The sequence below is a fragment of the Roseburia sp. AF42-8 genome (assembly GCF_003435965.1).
Taxonomy (GTDB): domain Bacteria; phylum Bacillota; class Clostridia; order Lachnospirales; family Lachnospiraceae; genus Roseburia_C; species Roseburia_C amylophila.
This window is the reverse complement of sequence record NZ_QTVB01000032.1, coordinates 1-21142: the sequence shown is the minus strand read 5'-3', so window position 1 is coordinate 21142 and position 21142 is coordinate 1. Positions and strand designations below refer to the sequence as shown.

The following is a 21142-nucleotide window of genomic DNA, read 5'->3' as shown; positions in this document are numbered from 1 at the left end:
CATTACATAAAAATGTGTAGATGCACATAAAATGGGAATACATATTGAAATTCAGGTCGTTCTGTGATAGAATCTCATTACTAAAAAGTGTGTAGGTGCACGGAAATGGGGAGTGTAACGATGGAGATTAAAAGAGACGCTTACCTACAGCAGCTGATCGAGCGAAAAGATAATGGAATGATAAAGGTGATTACCGGCATTCGTAGATGTGGCAAATCCTTTTTGCTGTTTACCATCTTTAAGAGATACTTACTGGAGAACGGCGTTGATGTTGATCATATTATTGAAATTGCATTGGATGGTATTGAGAACGAGGAATTAAGAGATCCCAAGGTATGCTTCAAGTACATCAAGGATGCCATGAAAGACGACGGGAAGTATTATCTCCTTTTGGATGAAGTGCAGTTCATGCCACGATTTGAGGAAGTGCTGAACAGCCTGCTCCGCATGAGCAATATTGATGTGTATGTCACCGGAAGTAATTCCAAGTTCCTGTCCAGCGACATTGTGACCGAATTCCGTGGCAGAGGTGATGAGATTAGAATCTACCCTCTCTCCTTTGCAGAGTTTTATTCTGTCTATGACGGCGATTATGATGATGCCTGGGATGACTACATGATCTACGGAGGATTGCCGCAGATCGTAAGTTTCCAGAGCGAACAACAGAAAGCGGACTATCTGAAGAACATCTTTGCAAATGTCTATCTGAAGGATGTTATTGAAAGAAATAAGATTCAGAACGTGGATGAGATTGGGATTCTGGTTGATGTGCTTGCATCTGCAATCGGCGCACCGACCAACCCTTCGAAGATTGCCAATACCTTTGCCAGTGAGCGCCAGATGACTTATGCTAATAAAACCATCTCCAAGCATATCGACCATTTGACAGATGCCTTTTTGATTTCCAAGGCAAGCCGATACGATATTAAAGGCAGAAAGTATATCGGTGCAAATCTGAAATACTACTTTACTGATCTGGGACTGAGAAATGCACGTCTGAATTTCAGACAGCAGGAGCCTACTCATATCATGGAGAACATTGTTTATAACGAGCTGCTGATCCGTGGCTACAATGTTGATGTGGGTGTCGTGGATATCTTCGATAAGGATAAAGAGGGCAAACGTGTTCGCAAGCAGTTGGAGGTTGACTTTGTGGTGAATCAAGGAAACCAGAGATACTATATCCAGGTTGCATATGACATGACTTCGGAAGAAAAACAGACGCAGGAGTTCAATTCTCTGCGTAATATTCCGGACTCTTTCAAGAAGATCGTCATTGTAAATGGCAGCAAAAAGCCTTGGAGAAATGATGAAGGTTTTGTCATCATGGGAATGAAGTATTTCTTGCTGAATGCGAATAGTCTGGAATTTTAAGTCGATTTGAGTTGTTGCTGTGGTGTTGTTCTATTTCAAAAAAGAGTGAAATGATATAAATAAGGCCACGGCTGATTTCATGTTGGAACAGCCGTGGCTCAGTTTATTTTTTTATCCGTATAAACGAGACTGTTCCGCAGATTATGTAGAACAGACAGAGTACGATTCCGATAGTGAGAACATACGAGAATAAAGATGAACTTAAGAACGAGATAAACAAAAGTTTGTTGAATTAAAAATGAAATAAAGTTCCAGTAATCATAGAGTGTATGGATTCAATTCCATATGCTCTTTTTCTTTACTGAAAAATTTAATGTTACGAGTTTCTTACGAGTGGTATTAAAAAACTCGCAAGAAGACTCGTAGGAAAAAAAGTAAAAAAATTTGCTTTTGACCACTGTAAAACATGCTCTGAGCGTTTCGTTATATGAAGGGATAATTTTTCTTTCATATTTCAAAGAAAAGAGGATAAAGAAATGTCAGAGAAAAGATGTTATACAGTTCAAGAGTTACAGGAAATCTTAGGAGTCAGCAGACCTACTATTTATAACCTTTTGAAGAAAAAGGAATTCCGGTGGATCCAGTTGGATGGCGGAAAGTATCGCATCTCCAAGAAGAGTTTCGATGACTGGCTTGATAACTTGGAACAGTAAAAAACAGGGTGTTGATCAGACAGATTTTGTCTACATCGACATCCTAAATTTTTATCTGGATTTGAGATATGATATAAGAAAAAACACTAACACTAAAAAAGACAGGAAGTGAAGAATAAATGGCAACAGCAATTATGAAACAAAAAGGAATTCCGGAAATGGACGATGTGGAAGAAATCATTTCGAAGATTTCAGAAGAAAGTCCTTACAAACGGCGTCCAACACAAAAGAGAACCTGGATGACCGTGCCGGAAATGGGAAAGCTGCTGGGATTAAAAAAGACAGATCGATACTGGCTGGTACATAAAAATGTTTTTGAATCTAAAGAGATTGCCGGAAAGATACGAATCAATATTGCCAGCTTTGAAAAATGGTACGCCAATCAGATTAAATATCATAAAGTTACTGGAGAAGAGCCAGGGAAAGAATTGAAATCCTGGTCCTATTCTGTTAAGGAAGTCGCGGATTTGTTGGGCGTTGATGATTATCTTGTTTATGATTTACTCAAGAAAAATCAAATGGAAGCTGTTATTGTCGATTACTGGAAACGAATACCAAAAGAATCTTTTCAGAACTGGTATAAAAGCCAGTCCCGGTATCGAACAAAGGAAGACAGAGAAAAAGACGCTCTTCTGGAAGATGCAACAATTACAATGCCTGAGATGGCACAGCTACTTGGAACAACCAGAAGCGCAGTATATACAATTCTTGATAATCCGAAGTATAGTCATTTTTTTGAATTCATTGTGATTGCAGAAAAGAAAAGGATCACAAAAGAGAGTTTTCAAAAATTCCTGGAAGGTCAGGATCGGTATAAGCTGGATCCATCGAATGATTATGAAGAACTTGCACAGGAACAAAATATTGCCCTGGCCAATTTCCGGCGGAAGAAATTATCACAGACCGGAATACGAGGAAGCAATGGAAATATAAAGTATCTTACTTTTGATGAAGCTTCCTATCTGGCAAAGGTCAGCAGAAGCATGATCAACAAGTGGGCGGATAAAGGAAAGTTCACAGTAATAAAAGTTGGCAGTCGAGTTAGGATCCTTCGGGATGAATTTGAGGACTGGATGGAACAAAGAGATTTGGAAAGGAGCATGCAATAATATGGCATCAATAAGAGAACGAAACGGAAAATTTAATGTAATCTATTCTTATACGAATGAAAAAGGTGAGAGGAAACAGAAATGGGAAACCTATGAAACGAAAGCCGAAGCAAAGAGAAGAAAAAAAGAAATTGAATATAAAAAAGAGATGGGATCATTTGTCGTTCGTAAATGCAAAACACTGGATGAGCTTATTACAGAGTATGTTGCACTTTATGGAAAAGAAAACTGGGCGCTTTCTACATATGAAGGAAATGTCTCTCTTATCAATAACTATATTCTTCCAATTATTGGTGATACGAAACTTTCAGAGATCAATACCCGATTCATCGAAAGATATTATCAGAGTCTTTTGAAGAGACGTGCAGTTATCAATCCATTGAATAAAACCAGTCGAAATGAATTTGTATCTTCCAGTACGGTCAGGGATATTAATAAGCTGCTTAGAAACTGTTTTGAACAGGCAGTGAAATGGGAGTTGATGGAGAAGAATCCTTGCACCCATGCGACTGTACCAAAACATAAATCACAAAAAAGAGACATCTGGACAGCCGATACATTAATGTATGCGCTCAGTGTCTGTGAAGATGAGCGATTAAAGCTTGCAATAAATCTATCCTTTTCATGTTCCTTACGACTTGGTGAGCTGCTTGGTCTTACCTGGGATTGTGTAAATATTTCTCCTGAGGCAATTGAAGAAAACCGTGCATATGTCTTCATCAACAAAGAATCACAGCGTATAAGAAAAGAATCGTTGAATGCATTGGATGGAAAAGATGTGTTGTTGGTATTCCCGACAAATCATAAGAAGAATTCTACGGTCCGTATTCTGAAAACACCAAAGACAGAAAGCAGTGTGCGTAAGATATTCTTACCAAAGAGTGTCGCTAATATGCTGGTAGACTGGAAAGCTGAGCAAGATGAAATGAAAGAAATTCTTGGTGATGAATATATGGACTATAACCTGGTTATGGCAAGTACCTTTGGTCTTCCTCTTGGTGATGGAGCAATCCGTGGTCCTTTAAAGAAACTGATCGAGGATTATAATCTTCCACCGGTTGTATTTCACAGTTTCCGTCATAGCAGTGTTACTTATAAGCTGAAATTGAATGGTGGAGACATCAAGGCGGTACAGGGTGATTCCGGCCATGCGCAGGTCAATATGGTTACGGATGTGTACTCTCATATCCTGGATGATGATCGAAGGAAAAATGCAGAGCTTTTTGAAGAAGCATTTTATGAGAAAAAGAATCTGGATCCACAGATGCATGTACAGCAGGAAAATAATAATGCACCTGTTGCTGATGAAGTCGATCCGGAACTTCTGGCAAAAGTATTGGCGAATCCAGAGATGCGGGCGTTGCTCAATTCACTGGCGAAAACGATGAAGTAATGAAAAATAGTGAAAAAATAGTGTAATTTTAGTGAAAAAACGATTCATAAAACGATATAATATATGGATGAAATGAGGATATTTATTGTGTATATGAATATTCTATCTCCATCATTTGATGATAGAATGATGGAGATAAATCTGAAATGAAGGAGATTCCTATGAGAGACTTTGATTTTATTGTAAGTCCTGCGAAGTTGTTAACACCTGAAATTGTTCAGATGGTTAGCAGCATCCATGAACATAAAGGCAAACAGGAATTATTTCTCGAAGCCAATGTAGATGAATTGAAAACACTCTTAGAAGTTGCATTGATTCAGAGTACGGGAGCATCCAACCGAATCGAAGGTCCATCTACTGGTTATGTCCGTATTTAAAAATATGAAAGCAGCTTATAAATTTGCCAGTCAAAAACGCATGGACAAACCGTCTCGTATGCGTTATATTATTTATAGACAAGAAAATATCTTGTACTTATGATAGGAAAGTTTAATTGAATACTGTTTACCATGATCGAACGTACGAAGCATGGTGGTCATATAACAGATGTCGATGGTAATATCAAGGCATTCCCCGATTATTAGCTGGAGCAAACAATCAGCTAACTTTCAGAGCTTTACAGAGCTTGACAGAGGGGGTATTCAGAATAACTCGAATTGAATCGGAAACAGTTTTATATAGTGTCCTACTTGGGTTTACCTTACCTCAGATTGACAGAGAGTGACAATAGGTTGGAGCTCTCCTAAGACTCTATTGTAGGTTCGATTCCTATAGGAGACGCTCATTTTTAGCGGTAATGAAGATAGTTTCATTGCCGCTTTTTTCATGCAGAATTGTAATTTCAGTGACAAATTTGTCAGCGAAGCAGGACTGAAAATACTGATTTTGTCAGCGGGAATGGATGCTTGTCACCGATTCACATTTTCTGATTTGTCACACAAAGGGATTAACTACAATGTAGGATGAGCTTTGGGCTGTAAAATTAGGAAAAGCAGTGAAACAAAACACGATATTCTTGTCTGTGATATCAGGCCTGTCGGAAGAGTCCGTTCAGATTAGAGAAATACAATCTATTCTGGACGGGCTTTTTTGCGTTCAGGGAAAGGAAATTGCCTATGAGTGGTATGTTCGGGACTCAAGCCGCAAAATCAAAAGCGTTCTCCGGGCAAAGGGAATGTCTGGCATACACACTAATTCCATTGGTATTTATGGGTACAAGAAAGACCCTAACGACAAAAACCATTGGATTGTTGATGATGAAGCCGCTGAGGTTGTTCGCCGGATTTACCGCATGGCGATAGAGGGAAAAGGCCCGTATGAAATCGCTCGTATTCTTGCTTCGGAAAAAGTTGAAAGACCGTCCTACTACCTTGCACAGCGCGGTTTAGGCAAACATAAAACCAGTTACAACCCCGACGAGCCATACACATGGCGCGGCGGCACAGTTGCAGATATTCTATCCAAGCCGGAATATATCGGGCATACGGTAAACTTTCGGACTTATAAGGAGAGCTACAAGGACAAACACTCCAAAATGACACCAAAAGAGGATTTAGTCATTTTTGAGAATACGCAGGAAGCAATTATTGACAAGGAAACATGGGAGCGCGTTCAGACCTTGCGAAAGACAATCCGTAGGACAGATACCATAGGCACAGCAAATCCCTTAACAGGCTTGATGTTCTGTGCTGATTGCGGGGCGAAGATGTATAACCACAGGGGCAAGGCTGGCAATGCGCGGGATTGGGCAGGGCGACCAACTGGAAAGAAACGTCCAGACCGCGACGAATACAACTGTTCCCGTTATGATTTAGGCAATCAACACTTTGATGATTATTGCACCACACACCTTATCCGTACTGCCGTTGTTAATGAATTACTGCTTGAAGCGATAAAGGAAGTTTGCGACTATGCACAGAACAACGAAGCCGAGTTTATGGCGCAAGTCTGTTCCGCTTCCGAGGACAGACAGGCAAAAGCGGCTAAAGCTATCCGACAGAGGAAACAGCGCAGCGAAAAGCGCACCGACGAATTGAGCCGCTTAATTCGCAAGCTCTACGAGGACAATGTAAATGGGCGGCTTTCAGACAAGCTCTTTGAACAAATGTTGCATGATTTTGAAGCCGAGTTAGAGGGCTTGACCGATAGTATCACACAAGACCAGCAGGAGCTTGACCGCATAAGCAGGGAAACCGTCAATGCCGAGAAGTTTCTTGCCCTTGTCAAAAAATATACGGATTTTTCCGAACTCACCCCCGCAATGATAAATGAGTTTGTTGAAAAAATCCTTGTTCATCAAGCCGAGGGCAAAGGCGCAAGCCGTACACAGGAAGTCGAGATTTTCTTTAACTTTATCGGCAAGGTAGAAATCCCGCGCAAAGAAATTGAACTAACAGAGGAAGAAAAGGCAGCATTAGCGGAACAGGAACGACGCAGGGCGAAGAAAGCCGAGTATAACCGCCGCTATATGGAGAAGAAGCGCAGACAATGGAAAGAGCAACAGGAACGGGAGAAAGAACAGCAGGAAGCTCTTGAATTACCTGCTGCTTCCACCGAGAAAGGAGAACGCATAGCATGAGAATACTCATTGACAATGGCAACACCCCCGCCGCCCCGCGCCCGTATATCGGGCATTACGGGCGGTTGCGGAAAGCCTACCTTGAACAGTACCGCCCCGACCTCTACACCGCCCTTGTCGCAAATGAGAAGCTGCATGAGCATTGCGCCGAGATTGACGAAGCCGCCCGGAGCCGGATTGACCTTATCATGCCGCAGCTTGCAAGGAGCGCGGGAGCTACCGAAGCACTCAAAGCTACCGACCCCATGAAATGGGTGGGACTGATGAACGCTTGCAGGGCGCAAGCGGAGGAAATTGCCAAGTTTGAGCTAGTCTATGTTTGACGGTCAAGAGCCGGAAAAAACGGAAATCACGCGATAGGAGCTGCCCGGACGAGGAATGGTTCATCGGGGCGGTTTCTATTTGAAAATCCTCATTTTCCCCAAGTCAAGAGCCGGGAAAAACACCCGAAAAATGCCCCTATTGCGTAACAGGGGCGCAGAAAGGAGAGTTTATGAGAACAGGGCTTACGAAGCAGGAAAAGACCACCGATATTTGGTTTGACGAGAAAAACCCGATTATCCATATCCGCACCCACAACACCGACTTAAAGAAGCGGCTTGCCGCCTACTCCGGACAGTACCCCGACCAGTGCCGCCAGACCGACGCAGACCCCGAAACGGGCTGCATGGAGTTTGAGATTGCAAAGGGGCGCTTCTCTTTCCGTCTGACCGCCCCATACAACGAGGAACGGCGGGAAGCTGCGCGGCGGTCTGCCAGAGAAAACAAGGCCACTGACAGGCTGAAATGAGGTGGATTTATTCATAACCATGTGCTATGATATTTATAGATAGTGAAACTTCCTTTCAATTTTTTCGTCTATACAAGTAACAGAGAAGAACAGGAGGCTTGTTCCATGAGAAAAAAGAGATTGATGATTGCAATAGCTTGTATCATTTTAGTAGGTATCGCGGTAATCGTATTTTTTTCACAACAGGGGAAAAAACCGTATAAGGATTTGGACGCAGCGCAGATTGTTTCCGCTAAAGTGTTATTAACACCGCCAGACAAAACGATTGAGATTGAAAATATCCAAGAATTAGTTGAATATTTGAATGATGTTGTTGTCTATAATGAGGATAATTCTTACACAGAGTATGATGGACAAGGCGTTGTTTTTACCTTGACTATGGTAGACGGTACACAAACAGATATTATGGCGTATAACCCATTTATTGTCATTGACGGTATCGGTTATAAGACAAAATATGAGCCATGTGAAGCACTCAACAGCTATGCAAATGAATTACTAAACTCTGGGACTGCCAATATAATTTTGGAAGAACCGCCCACATTAAGCGTTGTGAGTGACGAAACCGCTATCGGTGCAGTATTAGGAACTTATTCGTGGCAAAAAACAAATATTGACGGAACTGCTGAAAGCACAATAGCTGATAGCCCACACCCGTTAGAGTGCAAGGATCTGTTGTCCCCGCCATTTGAAACAACAGAAACAACAGCTACATTAAGATTTACAGAAGACCCAGATACAATTTTAAGTGTGCAGTGCTGGAGTGACGAACATTGGGGAGAGCCTGCTACAAACAGCGAAGATGTAACTATTGTTGGAAACGTACTCACTCTTAAACTGGGCGGATATATTTATGAAGTAACAGCTGAATGGAATACTGAAAATGGCTATGGCGGAACAGCAAGCTATTTTATATATTTGAAAACAGCAGACTAAAATTGAATAGCCACCCACAAGGGCAGCCGAGAAAATCGACTGTCCTTTTTCTATGCCGACAGGCAGAAAGGAGCGACCACCCATGACAAAGCCAAGAGAGAAAACCCGCGAGGAATTGACTGCCGAGATTGAGGACGGGAAGAAGAAAATCCGGCAGTTTGAAAATCGGGAAAAGATGCTGCGTCAGAAGCTATCCAAAGAGGAACGCAGAACACGCAGCCACCGCCTTATTGTCCGGGGCGCGGTCTTTGAAAGCATTGTGCCGGAAGCAAAGAACATGACCGACGAGGAAGCCGCAGCACTTCTTAGGCTTGCCTTGACGAGTGAACCAGCGCGGGAATATCTGAAAAAACGAGCCGAAAGCAGGAACGCCGAATAAATCCCTTAGGAACTAAGGGCGCACTTATACACCCTTACGGGCGTGTGCGCTCTGCCGAGGGCTTATCTTCGCACAGGGAGATTTCCCCGCGCTCCGATATGGCGGCTTTGCCGCAACAAGGGGCTGCACCCCTTGCGCCGCTTCGCGGCTATCCCTGCACACCCACAAAAACAGTACACCCGCCGTTGGCGTCTGTACCATTTTTGCGGGTTTTATTATCCTATCCGGGAGGTGATACCCATAGCCATTTACCATTGGAACATCGGCATTGTGAGCCGAGGAAAAGGCAAATCAGCCGTTGCCGCAGCCGCCTACCGAAGCGGCGAAAAGCTGACAAACGAATGGGACGGAATGACTCATGACTACACTCGCAAAGGCGGCGTTGTCCATACAGAAATCATGTTGCCGCCCCACGCACCGCCCTCATTCGCTGACCGTTCAACCTTGTGGAACAGCGTGGAGCTTTACGAGAAAGCCGGGAACGCCCAGCTTGCGCGTGAGATTGACGCAGCACTCCCCATAGAATTATCCAGAGAGGAACAGATCCGGCTTGTCCGGGAATACTGTTCCTCTCAATTTGTTTCCAGAGGAATGTGTGTGGATTTTGTTATCCACGACACCAACAGCGGCAACCCCCATTGTCATATTATGCTTACCATGCGCCCCCTTGACGAGCGCGGAGCATGGGCGGCGAAATCCAAAAAGGAATATGACCTTGACGAAAACGGCGAGCGTATCCGCTTGCCAAGTGGCAGATACAAGACGCACAAAATTGACCTTACAGGCTGGAACGACAAGGACAACACCCTCTTGTGGCGCAAGGCATGGGCTGACTATACCAACGACTTTTTGGAGAGAAACGGAAGCCCGGAGCGTATCGACCACCGCAGCAACGCCGAGCGCGGCATTGACGAAATACCGACCGTCCATATGGGCGTAGCCGCCTGTCAAATGGAGAAGAAAGGTGTAGCCACCGAGAAAGGCGAACTGAACCGAAATATCCAAAAAGCAAACCGCCTTATACGGGAAATCCGGGCGCAGGTTAGCAAGCTCAAAGAATGGATTGCCGACCTGTTCAAAGTGTGGGAAACCGCCCCGAAGCCGCCGCCGCAATCTCCCAACCTTGCAAATCTGTTGATGAAGTATTTGAGCGTTCAGAGAGAAAAGAGCCGGAAGTATTCGCAGCGTTGGCAACAACAGCACACAGCCGATGAACTGAAAACCATAGCGGCAGCGGTCAACTATCTCTCCGAGCATGGTATCTCTAATCTTGATGAGCTTGACGCTTCCCTTTCCTCTGTCAGTGATAGAGCCTATTCAATCCGGGCAGGAATGAAAACCGCCGAGGAACGCATGAAGAAGCTACAAAAGCTAATTGAATACGGGAAGAACTACACAGAGTACAAGCCCATTCACGATGAACTGAAAAAGCTGCAAAACGGCTGGACAAACAAGCGCGACAAGTACGAGGAAGCCCACCGCGCCGAGCTGACCCTATGGAACGCAGCAAGTCGCTATCTCCATGCAAATCTGCAGAAAGGAACAAAGACCTTGCCTATTGCGGAATGGGAACAGGAATATGCTGACCTCAAAACACAGAGGGACAGCGATTATACCAAACTGAAAGATACCCGCACCAATGTTTCAGAGCTTCAAAAAATCCGCAAATGCGTGGATATTGCACTCCGCGCCGACCAAGCGGAGCAGACGCAGAGCCGCACCAAACGGCATGATATAGACCGCTGAAAGGAGTTGAACTTTTATGTATTACACCCAAGAACAGATAGACCGCGCCAACCAAGCCGACCTTGTTTCTTTCCTGCAATCACAGGGCGAGCAGCTTACCCGCGCCGGACAGGAATACCGCTGGAAGCGGCACGACAGCCTGACCGTCCGGGGAAACAAATGGTACAGGCACAGCCAGAGCAAGGGCGGTGCACCCATTGATTTTGTCATGGAGTTTTTCGGCAAGAGCTTCACCGAAGCCGTTGAACTGCTGACAGGCGAAAAAGGAGCCGCCCCGCCGCTGGACAGACCAAGCCCCGCGCCCCTATCCGACTTCCGGCTACCACCCCGCAGCACCGACAACCGCATAGCGAGGAACTACCTCACAGCAGCCCGCCGCATTGATGAAGATGTGACGGGCTTTTTCTTTTCCACCGGGGATATTTACGAGGAAGCCGCCCACCATAACGCCGTATTCGTCGGCAGAGATGAAAGCGGCATACCGCGATACGCCCATCAGCGCGGCACAGCCGGGAGTTTTCGGCTTGATGTGAAAGGCAGCGACAAAGCCTTTAACTTCTGCTACCGTGGCGAGGGCGAAAGGTTGTTTGTCTTTGAAGCCCCGATAGACCTCTTATCTTTCCTCTGCCTGTTCAAAAAGGACTGGCAGAAGCAAAGCTATCTGGCGTTGGGCGGCGTGGGAGAAAAAGCCCTGTTGCGCTTTCTCTCTGACCGTCCGAACATCAAGACCGTTTTTCTCTGCCTTGACAGCGACCAAGCCGGAAGCGACGCTTGCAGCCGCTTTGCGGAGCTTGTGCCGGAGGGCTTGACCGTCCATCGGCTTATCCCTCTTTTCAAGGACTGGAACGAGGTATTGCAGCACCGGGCAGAAATCACAGACGGGAAGTATTTGCGGGAAGCAATCTACGGCTTGAAAGAGCCGCCGCAGGAAGAAACCGTTGAGATTATCCGCATGAGCGAGGTTGACACACAGACCGTTGAATGGCTATGGGAGCCGTATATTCCTTTGGGAAAGTAACCATTGTGCAGGGCAATCCCGGCGAGGGCAAGACCACTTTTGCCCTACGCCTTGCCGCCGCCTGCACCACCGGGGGAACGCTGCCGGGAATGAAGCCCTTGCCGCCATTCCAAGTAATTTACCAGACCGCCGAGGACGGGCTGGGCGATACCGTCAAGCCACGCTTGATAGAAGCCGCCGCAGACCTTGACCGGGTGCTTGTGATTGATGAAGCCAAGCGGGAGCTTACCCTGTCCGATGAGCGCATAGAAAAGGCAATCACGCAGAACGGGGCGCGGCTGATTATCCTTGACCCCATACAGGCGTACATGGGCGAAAAAACCGACATGAACCGGGCAAACGAAGTGCGCCCCATGTTCCGCCGCCTTGCCGATGTTGCCGAGCGTACCGGGTGCGCCGTTATCCTTATCGGACATCTCAACAAAGCTGCCGGAGGGCAGAGCGCATACCGGGGCTTAGGTTCTATCGACTTCCGCGCCGCAGCAAGGAGCGTCCTGCTGATCGGGCGCGTGAAGCGAGAACCGAATGTGCGCGTTATCGTCCATGACAAATCTTCCCTTGCGCCGGAGGGCAAGCCCGTTGCCTTTTGCCTTGACCCGGAAACGGGCTTTTCATGGATAGGCGAATACGACATCACCGCCGACGAGCTGCTGTCCGGCGCGGGCGGCAACACCGCCACCAAAACCGAACAGGCGGAACGGCTGATACTGGATTTACTGGCAGACGGGAAAGAGCTTGCCAGCGAGGACATAGAGAAAGCCGCTACAGAAGCGGGCATATCCGCCCGTACCGTCCGGGCGGCAAAGAGAAACCTTGACGGGCGCATTACCTCAAAGCGCATTGGCGCGGCATGGTATCACGCTCTTAAAAAGTGAAACGGCAAAATCCAAGTGGCAAAACCCAGATACCTTGCCACTTTGCCACTTCGCCACTTCAACCTCAAAACCACCGCCCCATGTATGACCGCATGGGGCTTTTCTCATGGAAAGGAGAGCCTATGAACAACGACACCAGCAACCGCAGCACCCCCGCAACCGCTTCCCCTCTGACCGTAAAGGAAGCCGCGCCACCTGTAATGATAAAGAAAATCGGAAAGACCACCTACCGCGTCAAAATCCATTTCAGTGAAACGAGCAAAGAAACCATGAGCGACAAAATCAAGCGTCTGATTTTGAATGACAGCGAAAAAAGTTCTTAAACACCCTTGACAAAACGTATCAGAGTATTCGGTTTTGGGAGGAACTACAGGATAAACGACCCTGTTGATTAATCCGTCATTTTCTAATTCTCTAAGTTGCTGGGTAAGCATTTTGGGAGTTGCAGATTTAATGAGCTTTCCTAATTCATTAAATCTAAGTGTTTTTCCAATGAGATGCCATAGGATAAGTGACTTATATTTACCACCTATAAGCTGAAGGGTTGCTTCTACTGGACATTGGAAAGATTGACATGGTTTCATTATATACGACCTCCTGAAATTTGAATCCATAGTATCATTTTGGGTAGTATGGCACTTAAAAGTGCGTACTTGTAAAAAAGAAATACTGTGATAGCATTATAGCGTACTTGTTGAGCAGGCACAACAAAAATGTATTAAAAATGAAAGTGAGGAATATTTTTATGGAGTTTTTATCTTTAGCAAAACAGAGATGTTCTGTAAGAAAGTATAAAACTGATGAGATTGAAAAGGAAAAATTGGACAAAATTCTGGAGGCTGCTAGAATTGCTCCAACAGCAGCAAATGCTCAGTCGCAGAGACTGTTAGTAATTAGTAGCCAAGAAGCAAAAGAAAAATTGTCTAAAGGAGTAAATTATCATGGCGCCCCGTTGGCTATCATTGTATGTGGGGATCATTCAGATGTTTTTGTGCGTCCGTTTGATAAAAAGGATATGGTAAGTGTTGATGCAACAATAGTTGCGGATCATATAGTATTAGAAGCAGAGGATTTAGGACTTAGTTCTTGTTGGCTTACATATTTTGATCCTGAGATTATCAGAAATGAGTTTAATATTCCAAGTAACCTTGAACCAATAGCAATTATTGCGGTGGGATATGCTGACACAGAAAAGGCATCACCAGACAGACATTCAAAGGATAGAAAAGCGCTTGAAAGCCTTGTTTGTTACGAAACTTTTTAAGCATATTAAGAAATAAAAGAGATTGTGTTTAAAGATGGAAAACTTGGCTGAGACGCAGCGAAGTAAATAAAATGAATAATATAGGAAGTCAGTAGTGCGTGAATAAACTGCTGGCTTCTTTTTTGATAGATACAGTCACTCCCAGAGAGTGTGCAGGATAGTAAAGTAATAATATCAACATGACGATATAGAAAATGCAGGGAAGCATTGTATTTCAAAGAGTTTGAGATACAGTGCTTCTGCGTTTCTATAGGAGATAGTCGTTCTATGCGGAAAATAGTCATTTGATGCAGAGAATGATCGAGTGAAAGATTTGTTTGATATAATAAAGAGTGCTAGGTGAGACTTGTATGGTTTATAGGCATGAGAGCAATTAAAGACAGGAATGAAAAATATGAACATTATTATTTGTGATGACAGGATAGATGACAGAAAAAATCTGTCAGATTTGCTGTCAGACTATGGTGAAAAAAAGAATTATGAGTTTGCTATTACAGAATATGATTCTGGAGAACAGTTATGCGAAGAACAATCGGCTTTGGAAGCGTGTCAGCTATTATTTCTGGACATCAATATGCAGGGGATGGATGGGCTGAAAACAGCTATGAGGATTAAAGAAAAATATCCAAAACTTCCAGTTGTGCTGGTGACGGCATACATGAATTACGCACTGGATGGATATAAGGTGAAAGCAAGCCGATTTCTGCTGAAAGATAACCTTGCAGACACCATAGAAGAATGTATGGATGATTTGATAGCAGAAATTAATAAAAACCGTAGAATTCTCGAATTTCGTTTTGTGGAGGGAACGATAAAACTTTATGCAGATGACATCATTTATATAGAAACAGAACTTCACAAAAATGTATTTTATACTGAAAAAGGTACGTTTCAGATTTATAAAAAACTGGATGAACTGGAAAACGAATTAAAGAATATGGGATTTGTGCGGGCGCATTTAAGTTTTCTTGTAAATATGAGGTACATTACAAAGATCAGCGGATATGTGATGACACTTACCACGGGAAAAAAGATTCCGGTTCCCAAGGCACGATATGCACAGGTGAAGAGGGAATATATGCTGTATAAAGGAGAAGAATAATATGACATTCTGGGTATTGGTATTTATTGCGGAAATGCTGGAAGTAAAAGGAACGCTATACTTTTTTGATACTTTTATGGAAAAAAGAGATGGCGGATATAGGAACAGATACAGATTTTTTGTTTATTGCGGAGTGCTTTATCTGGCAGCAGTCACAGGGATATGGATCGGAATGTTAAAATGTATCCTGATTATACTGGTTATGTCTTTACTAAATCTGGCTTATTATGAGGTCTCCTTCCGGCAGAGTTTTTTATTTTCAATCATCAACTATACAATGCTTGTATTGATTGATTATGTGACTGTTTTGCTGGGAAGAGGAGGTTCAATCCAAGAAAAATGGTTTTTACAGGCACTGATATCAAAGACGGCTTTTATCATTCTGATGTTGTTTATCAGAAGATTTAGCAAGACAAGAAAAAGCTACGGTCTGATTACAGGAAAAGAATGGTTACAGTTTTTCTGTGTTCCTGTATTTACGGTGGTCGGTTTCATTCTTATGTTTTATTCAGAAAACGATGATATGCAGAATGTATTTTTATTTCTTTCGGTGGGACTGGTTGTGATTAACCTTATCCTTATGGAGTTCATGCAGAATACCATTGAAAAAGAAGAGAGAATAAAAATTGCGGTACTTACGGAACAAAATCAGAAAAATCGTATTGCAGATTATCAGGATCGGGAAGAAATCTATGAGCGTCAGCGAAGAAAAATGCACGATTATAAAAATCAGCTTTCCACGATCCAGACATTGATAAAGAATGGACACACAGATGAGGCACTTTCCTTTACGCAGAAGCTGACAGAGAGCATAGCTGTCGAGATGTCGGCAATCAACACGAACCATCCGGTGGTGAATGCTATTTTAAACCAGAAATACCGCAGTATGCAGGAAAAACACATAGCAGTGATCCTAAAAGTAGGGGATTTGCAGGAGATCTGTCTGGAGGAGGAAGAGATTGTGATTCTGCTCTCTAATTTATTGGATAATGCAATCCGGGAGAGTGAAAAGGTACTGAAAAATACCGGAAAAGCGGTCATTCATCTGAAATTAGAGTGCGAAGATCATAAACTGATATTTGCGGTGAGAAATCCGGTGACAGAAAAGGTGGAAATTGAAAATGACACGATAAAGAGCAAAAGAGGGGATCATCACGGCATTGGGCTGTTAAATGTAAAAGCAGTTGTGGATAAATATGGCGGTGATATGGTGCTTTCCTGCGATGAAAATGAATTTAAGGCTGTGGTTATCTTGTAAAGAGATGGTCTTTGTGTGCGTAATATGGTCGTTTGATGATATGGGACTAGGAGAACAGGTTATTTTATCCGATAAAGAAAGCAAAGGAGGTTACTATGAGTAATACAATTAATGTGAACTATATGACACGGGCTTACAATCAGTACCAACAGAAAAATGCGGCTAAAGATCAGGAGAAGGAAGATACAAGGTTTGCGGATAGTGTAAGAGAAAAGAGCGAAGCTAGTGGAAGTATAGTGGGCAATTCAAAAATAGGTTCTGTGTCTGCTAAAGATATGACGATGGTGGAATACAAGCAGTACATTTACAATAAAATATCTCAAATTCCAATGCACCCCACAAGAGCAGGCGAGTCAATATCTGTTACAATTTCAGAGGCGGGTTTTGAAGCAATGAAGAATGATCCAGAGTATGAAGCATGGGTATTAAATGATTTGCAAGTGGGTTGGTCACAACCAGATAAATGGTCCGGTATATGCGGAGGAGCGTTTTCTACAATATATTATGGAGCATCAAAAGAAGAATGTCATGCTGAGATGTGGAGTGCTGGTTATAACAATGGGAATGGTGGGAAGATTTTTAATGATAAGTCAAAAAATAGTTTTTGGGAGCGCAGAATAGAAAATAAAAATAGAATAGAAAATCAAGTAAAGCAACAACAGAAAAAAAAGCGGATTCAGAAAAAACAAGCGGAAAGAACAGCTTATGAAGAATATGTGCAAAATAAAAGGTTATCAGCTCAGGATGCCAGAACTCGATTGGTGGCTGAGAGTAGTTCGTCTGCTAAGACTGTCACAATAAGTCAGGCAGTAGCTTCTTATGAGGCAAATTTTACAATGGCAGTAAGCGTATCGAACAAAACCCAATAGCCTGCAAATAAAAAATCAAGGCTAAATAGAAAGGAGAGATGCAGTATGGGAATTAATGGAGTATCATCGTATGCCAATACATACACATACGGAAATGTAAAAAATGAAAATGTAAAGCCATCAAAGAATAGTGAAAAGAATTATTATGCAGGATACACTATGAATTCAGCCAATAAGTTTAAAAATGTATCAGACTATTCAAAGTATTTGACTAACAAGTATAAATGTTTGACTCCATGCAAAAATGCTTCTGTATTGATTGACAGAAGTGTAATGCAAAAGGCATGTGGAGATGAAAAAACTGCGAAATGGCTTGAGGAAAATTTAGCAATTATGCCAGATGTTATACGAAATGCACAGAAGGCGGCAATAAGTCATGGTAGTAAACTGATATCAGTGGAGTTTAAGTTTACGAATAATGGAACCGAAATGACAACCTGTGGCATTTTTGGAGAGACTGGTACGGATTCAGAAATTGACAAATGGCTGGAGAGAATGAAAGAGGATAAAGAAAAAGAAGATAAAAAAACAGAAAATATGATTGCTATAGAAGCGACAACTAAAAATAAGGTAGGTTTTGATATATATGCATAGTATCAATTTCTATAATTTTGAAGAAAGAAAAGATTACAAACAAGGTATTGAAGGTAGTGGAGAGAATTGCCCGGAATGAAGTGGAAAAAACAGTTCTTGGCAGGACGGCAGAGTGTTCAGCGATTTATCACCAGCCGAAAAGACCGAAGAAAAGGGAAAACTAGGTCAGAATAATGAAATATTTTGTGGAGTGTTGCGGTTGTGATTATCGTAATGGCAAAACAAAAGGAGTTAATATGGGATTAGGCGTTGAAAATTCAGTTAAATCCGGGCGGGAATCTGACCTATCAGGATTACGCAAGCGATATCTGGGAAATTTTAGCATATAACCGGACACAGCACAAAGATATTATGTCTGAGTTAAACGTACAGTTTGTGATAGTAGACGGTACAATTCAGATAAACTGATTGGAGGAATAGAAGTATGCACATCGGTTTTGGTCAGAATACCGTATCTTCATTGTACGGTCATCAAAAAGGCGATCATATGAAAACTATAGGGTTTTCTCATAAAAAGCATAAGGCAAATGAATCGCAAGAAAAAATGACCGTAACATCCGGCAAGGACGTATGCCGGAAGATAGAACATTCAGATGAAGTCGATGGGGAAAATCAGGAAAACACATATATACATGATAGTTTTGCCTTAGACGCTAGTTACGCAAATTATATCAGAGAAACGGTGCCTAAAACTGTTTGGTCAAATGATTATCTTCGAGAATTATGGGATGAAAATGCTAAATATTTAAAAAGTATCCGTGAAAGTAAAAATGGGTATGGTTTCGATGATATTGGAATGGGAGCTGCATATGCCTATTCTACTATGTATCAAAAAATTGTAGAAGGATATAGGAATGGAACAAGAGAAGTGTATGTATGCGATAATCCAGAGAGTGGGAAAAGACGTCTGTTGTTAATGGATGAAGAATTGGAAAAGCTAAATAAAGGTTTTGAGGAACTGATAAAATGGGACAAAATGGTTGCCAAAAGTCAAAAGCAAAATGCAGAAAATAAGCAGAAATTTCAGAATACAAAATTGGATGAATCGTTTGATGCCTTTGATATAAATCAGGCATGTGACTATATTCAAGATTCTTATTTAGAGTTCCGTTCACTTTATCTGGAGCAATATGAAAGAACGGGAGGAAATATAGATATAAAGTCTTTGTTTTCTTCTGTTTTAAGAAGCGGAAATCAGGATATGCATAAATATTGTGAATTTCTGTTTGAAAAAATTGGTTTTATTGTTTAATGCGGGTATTAAAATGTTTGAGAAATATTGAAATAATAAGGAAAAAGCAAGGGAGGGCAGTGGACTATGAACATTTTAAATAAACAGATTGATTCCATCTATGACCGACAGAAAAATTTATATAGTAAATATCCGCATTATAGCCAACAGAATGCAGAAAGTAAAAAGGTATGCGAACAAGAAAAAATCACAGCAACATCTGGAAAGGATGTATTGGGTATCACAAAAGGAGATAAAGAAAATTCTTATATTGTGCATTTCTCTGATTCTGCAATGGTCAGCAGGGCAGTTGCAAGAGGATATGTTACGGTCAATGGTAAAGAGGTGGAATTGACGGAAGATATCAAGCAGCAGTTGTTAAAGACAGACAAAGAAGCAAGTGCTGCGAGAGAAAAGGCATATCAGGATTGGTTGATAGTTTCTCGCAACTCTATTTTACCATAAATCTTGAGGAGATATTTTATTTTAACAACAAAAAATGCCGTATTTATGCGGCTTTTGGCGTTTCGCAAACGCCTATTTGATATAAAGGCATGAAAAAGTGCTGATAAAGGAGGATTAAAAATGGCTATTAGTGGAATAGGACAGAGCTATTATCAGAACAATGTTGCAACAACGAAAAGTACAAAGAGCGTAAACAGCACGGGAGAAACGGGCAATACAAAGGAATTATCAGAAGCGGAAGAAATGGCGATTTTCAAAAAGGAATTTTATGCTGAAATTGATAAGATACCCAGAAATAGAACTATAACCAATGTGGCTATCAACATATCAGAGGAAGCATTTAAGAATATGAAAGATGATCCGGAGTACAGGCAAAAGATATTATCAGCACTTAAACGTGACTTAACTTCGTCCTTTGCACCGTTGGAAGCTTCTATGGTGCTCACTGTAGGAGCTACTGCTAAAGATTATAGGGGCGATTCATGGTCTGGTGTTAATAATCAATCGGAATTTTTTGCTCGTTCACAAAACAGTTTTTATAAAAAGACAAGCAACAAGAAAGATAGACAAAAAGAGCTTTTGGAAGAATATCTGGAAAAACGGGCGCAGGTTAAAAAACAGCAGCAGGAAATGTTGAATGAAAAGATTGCAAAGCAGGAACAGGAAAGAAGCCGATTATTACGGTCGTGGAACAATGAAAGGCTGTTGTCAAAAGCGTCTAATGCTTATGAAGCAAGATACCAAACGGCAGTTGTTAAAGGTAGATAAAGAAGCAAGTGCCGCGAGAGAAAAGGCATATCAGGATTATGTTATGCAGTATGAGATGGCGGTTGCAAAGCAACAGAGTGAAGCGTGGAGAAAAGCGTTAGATGGAGTGCCAGATAGTTTAAGAATGTTGTTGGAAATAAATAATACTGAAAATGTGCCGGAATATTCAGAAAAACAAAAAAAGCAATATAACGATGCAATCAAGGCTTATGATCATACCGGTAACGGTGTAAGCTGGTCGCAGTTTGAATGGAAAACTTACGATACACAGATGACAGTCACATTTGAGGATTCGGTGAAAGTTGAAAGCATTTCAAAAGGAATGAATGTGATAAATGGGTAGATGCAATGGTAAATAGGAGGGACATTTACGCAAGCGATATCCGGGAAATTTTAGCATATAATCGGACACAGCACAAAGATATTATGTCTGAGTTAAATGTACAGTTTGTTATAGCAGACGGTACAATTCAGATAAACTGATTGGAGGAATAGAAGTATGCACATTGGTTCTGGTCTGAATACCGTATCTTCATTGTACGGTCAACAAAAAGGTAATCAAATGAAAACTCCTGCATCTGGGGAAAAGACATTTTATACGGCAGAAACACCAAAGGTATATCAGATATTTACAACAGATAATATGTTGTGGACAGGAGGTAATGGTACAGGTCTTTCTTATTGCCTTAAATATGCGGATGATTCGACGGATGAAAATCCAGTGGTGTTAGCGAAAGGTG

The 21142-nt window shown here is 42.3% G+C and carries 23 protein-coding genes and 3 pseudogenes; 25 read left to right on the top strand and 1 reads right to left on the bottom strand.

From position 1 onward, the window contains the following. Positions 1-120: 120 nt before the first annotated feature. From DW059_RS11780 to DW059_RS17665, 13 genes and pseudogenes are all read left to right on the top strand, one after another. Complete coding sequence (locus tag DW059_RS11780) at positions 121-1374, top strand: ATP-binding protein (RefSeq protein WP_117606939.1); 1254 nt, start codon at positions 121-123, stop codon at positions 1372-1374. Between the two features lie 476 nt (positions 1375-1850). Next, entirely contained in the window at positions 1851-2027 is a 177-nt protein-coding gene (locus DW059_RS11775) for a helix-turn-helix domain-containing protein (protein WP_003864535.1), read from the top strand. Between the two features lie 119 nt (positions 2028-2146). Then, complete coding sequence (locus tag DW059_RS11770; protein WP_117529026.1) at positions 2147-3136, top strand: helix-turn-helix domain-containing protein; 990 nt, start codon at positions 2147-2149, stop codon at positions 3134-3136. 1 nt (position 3137) lies between these two features. Further along, a complete protein-coding gene (locus DW059_RS11765; protein WP_178089247.1) occupies positions 3138-4529 on the top strand; it encodes a tyrosine-type recombinase/integrase in 1392 nt (463 codons plus the stop codon). A gap of 161 nt (positions 4530-4690) precedes the next feature. Next, the gene (locus DW059_RS11760; RefSeq protein ID WP_226855232.1) at positions 4691-4906 is read left to right on the top strand and encodes a hypothetical protein; all 216 of its coding nucleotides are present in this window, start codon (positions 4691-4693) and stop codon (positions 4904-4906) included. A gap of 617 nt (positions 4907-5523) precedes the next feature. Further along, on the top strand, positions 5524-7107 hold the full coding sequence (locus DW059_RS11755) for a DUF4368 domain-containing protein (RefSeq protein ID WP_242986236.1): 1584 nt from the start codon (positions 5524-5526) through the stop codon (positions 7105-7107). Beyond that, on the top strand, positions 7104-7430 hold the full coding sequence (locus tag DW059_RS11750) for a TnpV protein (RefSeq protein ID WP_117465425.1): 327 nt from the start codon (positions 7104-7106) through the stop codon (positions 7428-7430). Before DW059_RS11755 ends, DW059_RS11750 begins: the two co-directional genes overlap by 4 nt. Positions 7431-7600: 170 nt before the next feature. Then, positions 7601-7897 carry a hypothetical protein gene (locus DW059_RS11745; RefSeq protein WP_117465424.1) on the top strand — a complete coding sequence of 99 codons (297 nt, stop codon included), beginning with the start codon at positions 7601-7603 and terminating at the stop codon, positions 7895-7897. Between the two features lie 105 nt (positions 7898-8002). Further along, entirely contained in the window at positions 8003-8833 is an 831-nt protein-coding gene (locus tag DW059_RS16525) for a hypothetical protein (protein ID WP_227194785.1), read from the top strand. Between the two features lie 82 nt (positions 8834-8915). Next, a complete protein-coding gene (locus tag DW059_RS11735; protein ID WP_117465423.1) occupies positions 8916-9212 on the top strand; it encodes a DUF3847 domain-containing protein in 297 nt (98 codons plus the stop codon). Between the two features lie 231 nt (positions 9213-9443). Next, positions 9444-10958, top strand: coding sequence for a MobQ family relaxase (gene mobQ, locus DW059_RS11730; RefSeq protein ID WP_117465448.1), 1515 nt, complete (start codon positions 9444-9446; stop codon positions 10956-10958). A 16-nt stretch (positions 10959-10974) separates the two neighbouring features. Beyond that, positions 10975-12851: pseudogene (locus DW059_RS11725) on the top strand (AAA family ATPase). An 80-nt stretch (positions 12852-12931) separates the two neighbouring features. Next, entirely contained in the window at positions 12932-13174 is a 243-nt protein-coding gene (locus tag DW059_RS17665) for a transposon-encoded TnpW family protein (RefSeq protein ID WP_005928600.1), read from the top strand. Between the two features lie 21 nt (positions 13175-13195). Here DW059_RS17665 and DW059_RS11715 read toward each other — a convergent pair. Continuing rightward, a pseudogene (locus DW059_RS11715) lies at positions 13196-13435 on the bottom strand (winged helix-turn-helix transcriptional regulator); the annotation flags it as partial. Between the two features lie 161 nt (positions 13436-13596). Between DW059_RS11715 and DW059_RS11710 the strand changes: the two are divergent. The 12 genes and pseudogenes from DW059_RS11710 to DW059_RS11660 form a co-directional block, all read left to right on the top strand. Further along, positions 13597-14115 carry a nitroreductase family protein gene (locus tag DW059_RS11710; RefSeq protein WP_069432379.1) on the top strand — a complete coding sequence of 173 codons (519 nt, stop codon included), beginning with the start codon at positions 13597-13599 and terminating at the stop codon, positions 14113-14115. Between the two features lie 394 nt (positions 14116-14509). Next, entirely contained in the window at positions 14510-15217 is a 708-nt protein-coding gene (locus DW059_RS11705) for a LytR/AlgR family response regulator transcription factor (RefSeq protein ID WP_242986234.1), read from the top strand. A gap of 1 nt (position 15218) precedes the next feature. Continuing rightward, positions 15219-16475: a sensor histidine kinase gene (locus DW059_RS11700; RefSeq protein WP_117485421.1), complete on the top strand. Its 1257-nt coding sequence runs from the start codon at positions 15219-15221 to the stop codon at positions 16473-16475. A 95-nt stretch (positions 16476-16570) separates the two neighbouring features. Next, entirely contained in the window at positions 16571-17344 is a 774-nt protein-coding gene (locus tag DW059_RS11695) for a hypothetical protein (protein WP_117698924.1), read from the top strand. Between the two features lie 45 nt (positions 17345-17389). Further along, complete coding sequence (locus tag DW059_RS11690) at positions 17390-17938, top strand: hypothetical protein (protein ID WP_117698923.1); 549 nt, start codon at positions 17390-17392, stop codon at positions 17936-17938. A 17-nt stretch (positions 17939-17955) separates the two neighbouring features. Then, complete coding sequence (locus tag DW059_RS17660; protein WP_155177830.1) at positions 17956-18102, top strand: AgrD family cyclic lactone autoinducer peptide; 147 nt, start codon at positions 17956-17958, stop codon at positions 18100-18102. Positions 18103-18187: 85 nt separating this feature from the next. Beyond that, the gene (locus DW059_RS15950; RefSeq protein ID WP_154267374.1) at positions 18188-18346 is read left to right on the top strand and encodes a hypothetical protein; all 159 of its coding nucleotides are present in this window, start codon (positions 18188-18190) and stop codon (positions 18344-18346) included. Positions 18347-18362: 16 nt separating this feature from the next. Beyond that, on the top strand, positions 18363-19190 hold the full coding sequence (locus DW059_RS11680) for a hypothetical protein (RefSeq protein ID WP_117698922.1): 828 nt from the start codon (positions 18363-18365) through the stop codon (positions 19188-19190). Between the two features lie 66 nt (positions 19191-19256). Continuing rightward, positions 19257-19634, top strand: a complete 378-nt coding sequence (locus DW059_RS11675) for a hypothetical protein (protein WP_117698921.1) — start codon at positions 19257-19259, stop codon at positions 19632-19634. A gap of 120 nt (positions 19635-19754) precedes the next feature. Beyond that, positions 19755-20402: a hypothetical protein gene (locus tag DW059_RS11670; RefSeq protein WP_117698920.1), complete on the top strand. Its 648-nt coding sequence runs from the start codon at positions 19755-19757 to the stop codon at positions 20400-20402. Further along, complete coding sequence (locus DW059_RS11665) at positions 20362-20745, top strand: hypothetical protein (protein ID WP_242986232.1); 384 nt, start codon at positions 20362-20364, stop codon at positions 20743-20745. The genes DW059_RS11670 and DW059_RS11665 overlap by 41 nt, the downstream gene beginning before the upstream one ends. A gap of 156 nt (positions 20746-20901) precedes the next feature. Next, a pseudogene (locus DW059_RS11660) lies at positions 20902-21142 on the top strand (hypothetical protein); the annotation flags it as partial.

Coding starts and splice junctions, on each gene's coding strand:
- DW059_RS11780 (WP_117606939.1), top strand. CDS start 121: ATGGAGATTAAAAGAGACGCTTACCTACAGCAGCTGATCGAGCGAAAA.
- DW059_RS11775 (WP_003864535.1), top strand. CDS start 1,851: ATGTCAGAGAAAAGATGTTATACAGTTCAAGAGTTACAGGAAATCTTA.
- DW059_RS11770 (WP_117529026.1), top strand. CDS start 2,147: ATGGCAACAGCAATTATGAAACAAAAAGGAATTCCGGAAATGGACGAT.
- DW059_RS11765 (WP_178089247.1), top strand. CDS start 3,138: ATGGCATCAATAAGAGAACGAAACGGAAAATTTAATGTAATCTATTCT.
- DW059_RS11760 (WP_226855232.1), top strand. CDS start 4,691: ATGAGAGACTTTGATTTTATTGTAAGTCCTGCGAAGTTGTTAACACCT.
- DW059_RS11750 (WP_117465425.1), top strand. CDS start 7,104: ATGAGAATACTCATTGACAATGGCAACACCCCCGCCGCCCCGCGCCCG.
- DW059_RS11745 (WP_117465424.1), top strand. CDS start 7,601: ATGAGAACAGGGCTTACGAAGCAGGAAAAGACCACCGATATTTGGTTT.
- DW059_RS16525 (WP_227194785.1), top strand. CDS start 8,003: ATGAGAAAAAAGAGATTGATGATTGCAATAGCTTGTATCATTTTAGTA.
- DW059_RS11735 (WP_117465423.1), top strand. CDS start 8,916: ATGACAAAGCCAAGAGAGAAAACCCGCGAGGAATTGACTGCCGAGATT.
- DW059_RS17665 (WP_005928600.1), top strand. CDS start 12,932: ATGTATGACCGCATGGGGCTTTTCTCATGGAAAGGAGAGCCTATGAAC.
- DW059_RS11710 (WP_069432379.1), top strand. CDS start 13,597: ATGGAGTTTTTATCTTTAGCAAAACAGAGATGTTCTGTAAGAAAGTAT.
- DW059_RS11705 (WP_242986234.1), top strand. CDS start 14,510: ATGAACATTATTATTTGTGATGACAGGATAGATGACAGAAAAAATCTG.
- DW059_RS11700 (WP_117485421.1), top strand. CDS start 15,219: ATGACATTCTGGGTATTGGTATTTATTGCGGAAATGCTGGAAGTAAAA.
- DW059_RS11695 (WP_117698924.1), top strand. CDS start 16,571: ATGAGTAATACAATTAATGTGAACTATATGACACGGGCTTACAATCAG.
- DW059_RS11690 (WP_117698923.1), top strand. CDS start 17,390: ATGGGAATTAATGGAGTATCATCGTATGCCAATACATACACATACGGA.
- DW059_RS11680 (WP_117698922.1), top strand. CDS start 18,363: ATGCACATCGGTTTTGGTCAGAATACCGTATCTTCATTGTACGGTCAT.
- DW059_RS11675 (WP_117698921.1), top strand. CDS start 19,257: ATGAACATTTTAAATAAACAGATTGATTCCATCTATGACCGACAGAAA.
- DW059_RS11670 (WP_117698920.1), top strand. CDS start 19,755: ATGGCTATTAGTGGAATAGGACAGAGCTATTATCAGAACAATGTTGCA.
- DW059_RS11665 (WP_242986232.1), top strand. CDS start 20,362: ATGAAGCAAGATACCAAACGGCAGTTGTTAAAGGTAGATAAAGAAGCA.